Source organism: Streptomyces silvae (assembly GCF_016745505.1).
Lineage (GTDB): Bacteria > Actinomycetota > Actinomycetes > Streptomycetales > Streptomycetaceae > Streptomyces > Streptomyces silvae.
On the sequence record NZ_JAERUC010000114.1, the window covers coordinates 38,898 to 44,943 of the forward strand.

6 protein-coding genes are annotated in these 6,046 nt (G+C 69.1%); 3 read left to right on the forward strand and 3 right to left on the reverse strand.

Annotated features, from left to right (window positions below; translation table 11 throughout):
* Window positions 1–38: 38 nt before the first annotated feature.
* On the reverse strand, window positions 39–692 hold the full coding sequence (locus tag JKV81_RS17960) for a maleylpyruvate isomerase family mycothiol-dependent enzyme (protein WP_129264485.1): 654 nt from the start codon (window positions 690–692) through the stop codon (window positions 39–41).
* A gap of 71 nt (window positions 693–763) precedes the next feature.
* Here JKV81_RS17960 and JKV81_RS17965 point away from each other — a divergent pair, with 71 nt between their 5' ends.
* A complete protein-coding gene (locus JKV81_RS17965) occupies window positions 764–1,714 on the forward strand; it encodes a LysR family transcriptional regulator (protein WP_129264484.1) in 951 nt (316 codons plus the stop codon).
* A 222-nt stretch (window positions 1,715–1,936) separates the two neighbouring features.
* Here JKV81_RS17965 and JKV81_RS17970 read toward each other — a convergent pair whose 3' ends face one another.
* Window positions 1,937–2,275: a thioredoxin family protein gene (locus JKV81_RS17970; protein ID WP_129264483.1), complete on the reverse strand. Its 339-nt coding sequence runs from the start codon at window positions 2,273–2,275 to the stop codon at window positions 1,937–1,939.
* Between the two features lie 173 nt (window positions 2,276–2,448).
* Complete coding sequence (locus tag JKV81_RS17975; protein WP_129264482.1) at window positions 2,449–3,588, reverse strand: PucR family transcriptional regulator; 1,140 nt, start codon at window positions 3,586–3,588, stop codon at window positions 2,449–2,451.
* A gap of 86 nt (window positions 3,589–3,674) precedes the next feature.
* On the opposite strand from JKV81_RS17975, the gene JKV81_RS17980 reads away from it, so the two are divergent.
* Both JKV81_RS17980 and JKV81_RS17985 read left to right on the forward strand, forming a co-directional pair.
* Window positions 3,675–4,730: a ferredoxin reductase gene (locus tag JKV81_RS17980; protein ID WP_202076777.1), complete on the forward strand. Its 1,056-nt coding sequence runs from the start codon at window positions 3,675–3,677 to the stop codon at window positions 4,728–4,730.
* A 7-nt stretch (window positions 4,731–4,737) separates the two neighbouring features.
* Window positions 4,738–5,856 carry a fatty acid desaturase family protein gene (locus tag JKV81_RS17985; RefSeq protein ID WP_129264480.1) on the forward strand — a complete coding sequence of 373 codons (1,119 nt, stop codon included), beginning with the start codon at window positions 4,738–4,740 and terminating at the stop codon, window positions 5,854–5,856.
* Window positions 5,857–6,046 lie beyond the last annotated feature (190 nt).

Sequence of the window (6,046 nt, forward strand, 5' to 3'; positions counted from 1 at the left end):
CGGACACGGCCCGCGGAGGAGACGTAGACGCAGCTCCGTCACCCCTGCCCGGCGAGGAAGCGGTCGCGTGGTTCGCCGTGGAGGTGCCCCGGCGGGAGCCGTCGGCCGTACGCGAGCAGGAGGAGATCCTGTGCGGAGCCGGACAGGCGCGTGCCGGTGCCGAAGGACCAGTCGAGGTCGTCGGCGCTGAGTTCGATGCCGCTCAGGTCGACACCGAAAAAGGTGAGGGTCCTGGCGTCGATGCTCCCCAGGAGAATGCGCAGGCGCTCCTCGGGAACCCGGCGGCCGAGGCCCAGAGCGACCGTGATGTCCAAGCCGTGGACGACGTCGTGGCCCAGGGCAGCCTCGATCCCGCCGACCGGCGGTTTCCAGGGGTGGTGCGCGTTGTCGCCGAGGAAGGCGGCGAGCTCCGCCGTTGAATGGGCGGCCGCGTCCTTGTGGGCGCACCGGCTGGTCATCCGGTGGAGGCTGCCTCGTGCCTTGACCAGTTCCCACGCCATGGTGGGGAGGGAGTACCGGAACCCCATCGTCATGTGGGCCGCGACCTCCCGTACCCGCCAGCCTTCGCACAGGCTCGGAGCGTCCCACTCCTCGTCCGACAAGCCGTTCAACACGACTGCCAGCTCCCGGCGTTCGGCTGCGATCGCGGCCTTGATGTCCGCTACTGGTCTCCGGTGCGACGTGTTCCTCATGGCCTCAAGGCTCTCGGCAGCCTCGTCATAAGTCCAAGAGTTTGTATGACTCACAACTAGAATGAGCAGTTATGGACATTCGGCAGCTGCGGTACTTCGTCACGGTCGCCGAGGAAGCCAATTTCACCCGCGCCGCTGCCCGACTGCACCTGTCGCAGCCGGGGTTGAGCGCACAGGTGCGTCAGCTCGAAAGAGAACTCGGACACCCGCTGCTCGACCGCACCGGCCGGTCGGTGACCCTGACGGAGGTGGGTGAGGCCGTACTGCCGTACGCGCGTGCCGCGCTCGGTGCCGTCGAAGCGGTACGGCAGATCGCTGACGAGTTCACCGGATTGCTGCGTGGTCACGTCACCCTCGGCCTGGTCTCGGGCGCAGCCGCGGCATCCCAAGAGTTCGACCTGGCCGCCGTACTGGCCGGCTTCCACGAGGACCACCCCCAAGTCGAGATCGCCCTGACCGAGGACACCTCGGAGCGGATGCTCACCCAACTGAATCGCGGGGAGCTCGACATAGCCGTGATCGGACTCGCGGACGAGGAGCCCCCGCCGGGCATCTCCGCCCAGCTCCTGGTCGACGAACCCCTGGTCGCAGGCGTGGCCCTGGACGACCCGGCCCTCACGCCCCCGGAGCGCACGAGCATTCCGTTGGCCGAGCTCCGCGATCGTTCGCTGATCAGCCTGCCGCGTGGCACAGGACTGCGCGGGGTACTCGATCGCGCGTGCGGGCAGGCGGCGTTCCAGCCCCGCATCGCCTTCGAGGCCGCCGCTCCACTGTTCCTCGCCCACCTCGCCTCCCGCGGCCTCGGCGTGGCGGTGATCCCGGCCCTCCCAGCCGACGCAGCGGCGGCCCTCGGCCTGCGGACACTGGAGATCACCGAACCGCGGCTACGCGGCCGGGTCGCCCTGGCCTGGCGAACGGACGGCCCCTCCAGCCCTGCGGCCACCGCCCTTCTGGACCTGCTGTGCGCAAGCCTCACCACGCCGGGGGAGGGCGGCCCGGGAGCCCGAACTGACGCGCCGTGAGGGCGATTGCGGCACGTGAATGGCACACACACGCGCCCCGAGAGGTCTGGACAGCAACGAAGGCCCGGGCCGATGACCCGGCGGTCTCGGGGGTTACATCGGAGGCCGCACCCACGAAGCGAAGCTCTGGCCGGGGGCTGCATGGTCCCGCCAGTACCTGAGCACGGTCTCACGCACGACCCTCAAACCGCCCTGCGGCGGTCCGGGCGCCGCAGCGGCCGCTCAGAGGTGATCGTCCAGGAACTTCCGTACCTCGTCGACGGTCATGGGCCCCGTGCCGTGCGCCACCGCCGTTCCCTCCTTCAGCAGGAGGCAGGACGGGGCTCCGGTGATCCCGTATCGCTCGGTTGCCGCCGGGCAACGCGTGATGTCGGTGCGGACGACCGTCAGGCGGCCCGTGTACGCGGCGGCGATGTCGCCCACGACGACATCCATCACCCGGCAGGGCTCGATGGCCTTGGGCCATGCCCCGGTGAAGTACGCGAGAACCGGAACCTCGCTTCTCCCGAGGATGAAATCGAACTCCGCGTCCTCACGAGGCCGGTGAACCAGTTTTGGCATGGGAGCTCCTGACCTCACGCTTCGTACTCCACCCCATCATCCCTCGCGCGGTGTGCCAGGTGGACCCCGACCGGTCGTCCGACCGGCTGCCGGGAGGGAGGTACGGGCCGCCGCAGGACGGCGGTGGCCCCTGGGACGACCGCTCGCGGACGCGGCGGTGGACGGGTGACGCGTCAGCTGACCCGGAGGCCGACCGCCAGCGTCAGTTCAAGGACCCGGTGTGGTGATGCGAGATCGGGAAACAGCTCCCGGAGCTGCGACATCCGGTATCGGACCGTCTGGGGATGGACGAACAATGCCGCCGCGACCTCGTCCCGCCTTCCCTGGTGCAGCAGCCACTCCCGCAACGTCTCCTCCAGCCGTCGTGCGGTTGCGGCAGGCAGGGTCTGCAACGGTGCGAGGGCTCGGGCGCGCAGGTCTGCGAACGCGTCCGCGTCGGCGCTGAGCACCAGGTCGGGCAGGTGGTCCTCGGTGTCGCGAATGTCAGGGGAAAGGGAGCGCGCGCGTAGGGCTCGTGCGTACGAGGCGGACGCGCGGGTCCACGGCCGGGCCGGGCCGACCACGGCGGCGCGGTCGGTCAGCTGCCGCAGGAGACGTGACCGGTCTGCATCGGGGACGAGCAGCACACCGGTGGCATCCGGCAGATCGTCGAGGACGAGGGTGCTCGGGTCGAGCGCACGGTAGACAGGTCGGGCCTGGGCGGCGGGCAGCAGCACCGCGGTCAGCGAAACCGGAGGCTGCCACCCGGCCCGTTGGCCGGAGGCCAGCAGCACGTCCGAGCCGGCGCCGGCGAGGAGCTCGCGGGCCAGGTGTTCCAGGTGGCGCTCGTGGGCCCTGCCCCGGGCGGCCAGTTCGTCGGCGTGGCCCGCAGCGCTCGCGGCGGAGAGCTCGTCGATGTAGGCGAAGGTCAGCTCGGCGAACTTGGCGACCTCGGCGGCGGGCAGCCCAGCGGGTACGGCACCCGCTGCCAGGCATCGCCAGGCCACGCGGGCGCCGACGCGGTAGGCGCTGAGCAGGGCGTCCATCGAACGCCCGTCGCGCACCTCGCCGCGGCCCAGCTCGTAGGCTGCGTCATCGCCGTCGCCGCCTGTGGCGTTCCCGCTCGCAAGGTCCAGGTAGTGCCCCAGGGCGGTGCGGACGGCCCGGCGGATGGTGCCGCCCATGCGGCCCGAAAGGGCGTTGGCGTAGGACGGGACCTCGTCGATGATCGCCTGGACGACCTCGTCGGCGGTGGTCTTCAACGCGGCCCGAAGTGCGGTGACCGTCGTCTCATCCAGAGCCAGCTCGCTGGCCCTCCGGACTGCATGACTCACTTTTTGTTCCCTGCGAACAATTCGGCCGACCAGATTCACGTCTTACGGTCAGGACTTTACACCGTGAAGTACAGCAAGCTGGAGCCATGACGAGTACAGCCCTCCGCAGCAGGGCGTGGAAACTGCTGGAGATGGTCACGACGCCGCTGCTGCCGTCGGACTACCTCGACCTGGTCAGCCCACTGCGGGCGGGCGCCGACCTCCGTGGGCGCATCGAGGCCGTACACCCCGAGACGGATGACGCCGCGACTGTCGTGATCAGGCCAGGACGGGGCTGGCGCGGCCACACAGCCGGCCAGTACGTGCGGATCGGGGTCGACGTCGACGGAGTGCGTCTGTGGCGTGCCTACTCCATCACCTCACCGACGAATCGCCAGGACGGCCGCGTCACGATCACCGTGAAGGCGATCCCCGACGGCAAGGTCAGCAACCACCTGGTCCGCAGGGCGAAACCGGGCACGCTGATCCAGATCGACCAGCCGACCGGTGACTTCGTCCTGCCGCGGACCAAGCCCGCCAAGGTGCTCTACCTGACGGCCGGCAGCGGCATCACGCCTGTGATGGGCATGCTGCGCGACACCGCGTTCGACGACGTCGTCATGGTCCACTGCGCGCCACAGCCTCAGGACGTGATCTTCCGCAACGAACTGCACGGCCTGGTCGCGGACAAGAAGCTTCGGCTCACCGAGGTGCACACCGACACGGACGGCAAGCTCGACATCGCCCGTCTCCAAGAGCTCGTGCCCGACTGGGCCGAGCGCGAGACCTGGGCGTGCGGGCCCGCGAGCCTGCTCGACGCCGCCGAGGAGCACTGGAGAGAGCACGGCGTCCATGAGCGCCTGCACACCGAACGTTTCCGCCCCGGCATCGCCGTCGTCGGCGACGGCGGCGAGGTCACGTTCAGCACCACCGGCAAGACCGTCGACGCGGACGGCGCCACGCCGCTGCTGGACATCGGCGAGGAAGCCGGCGTCCTCATGCCCTCCGGGTGCCGCATGGGCATCTGCTTCGGCTGCGTCACGCCGCTCAAGGCCGGCGCTGTCCGCGACCTGCGTACCGGCGAGATCACCGAGGCCGAGCCGGGCGTCCTCATCCAGACCTGTGTGTCCGCCGCGGCGGGCCCCTGCGACATCGAACGGTAGGAGCACCTTGACCGCCATCGACCCCACCGCCCACCTGACCGCAGAGCAGATCGAGGAACTGGGACGCGAGCTGGACGCCATCCGCGACGAGGTGATCGCCGACCGCGGCGAGAAGGACGCCGCCTACATCCGGCGGATCATCTCGGCGCAGCGCAAGCTGGAGTTGGTCAGCAGGGGTGTGCTGCTGTTCTCGATCTTCCCGCCCGCGTGGCTGATCGGCACCGCCGGGCTGTCCGTGGCGAAGATCATGGACAACATGGAGATCGGCCACAACGTCCTGCACGGCCAGTGGGACTGGATGCGCGACCCGAAGATCCACTCCACCACCTGGGAGTGGGATCACGTCTCGCCGTCCGATCAGTGGAAGCACTCGCACAACGAGCTGCACCACACGTACACCAACGTGATCGGCAAGGACAACGACCTCGGCTACGGCATCATGCGCGTCGACGAGGACCAGAAGTGGCACCCCTTCCACCTCGGCCAGCCGCTGTGGAACTTCCTCAACGCCTGCTTCTTCGAGTACGGCATCGCCGCGTACGACCTGGAGCTCGGCAAGAACCTCCACAAGCGCCGCCGCAAGAACCCGGAGTTCCGCGCGCGGGCCAGGGCCGTGGGCCGCAAGATCCGCAAGCAGGTGCTCAAGGACTACGTGATCCACCCGCTGCTCTCGGGCCCCTCGTTCCTCACCACGCTCGCCGCCACGTTCACCGCGAACCTGGTCCGCAACATCTGGACCCACTCAGTGATCATGTGCGGGCACTTCCCCGAGGGCGTAAAGGTCTTCGAACGCCGGTCGATCACGGGCGAGACACGCGGTCAGTGGTACCTGCGCCAGATGATGGGCTCGGCGAACATCAGCGGCAGCAAGGCCATGCACTTCATGACCGGCAACCTGTCGCACCAGATCGAGCACCACCTGTTCCCGGACCTGCCGAGCAACCGGTACGCCGAGGTCGCGGTGAAGGTGCGCGCACTGTTCGAGAAGTACGAGCTGGAGTACGTCACCGGCCCGCTGCCCAAGCAGGTGTTCTCCGCGTGGCACAAGGTCTTCCGGCTCTCCCTGCCGAACAAGCAGCCCAAGGCCGGAACGCCGGACCGAGAGCAGGACCTCATCGCCGCCTGACTCTCCCCGGCCGGACCTCCGGCCTTTGGTGACGTCACTCACTGCTGCGACACGACGGCCTGCTCGGCCGGTGGAGTTCCCTGCTGCTGGGCACGGATGGGGCACAGGACCAGCAGTGCGATGCGTGCTCCGGGCGGGCCGACTGGTCAGAGGGGGATGATGCGGACTTGGTTGCCGCAGAGTTTGGTCA

Bases quoted from the DNA above. Each gene is read 5' to 3' on its own strand.
- JKV81_RS17980 (WP_202076777.1), top strand. From the start codon at position 3,675: ATGACGAGTACAGCCCTCCGCAGCAGGGCGTGGAAACTGCTGGAGATG.
- JKV81_RS17965 (WP_129264484.1), top strand. From the start codon at position 764: ATGGACATTCGGCAGCTGCGGTACTTCGTCACGGTCGCCGAGGAAGCC.
- JKV81_RS17970 (WP_129264483.1), bottom strand. From the start codon at position 2,275: ATGCCAAAACTGGTTCACCGGCCTCGTGAGGACGCGGAGTTCGATTTC.
- JKV81_RS17960 (WP_129264485.1), bottom strand. From the start codon at position 692: ATGAGGAACACGTCGCACCGGAGACCAGTAGCGGACATCAAGGCCGCG.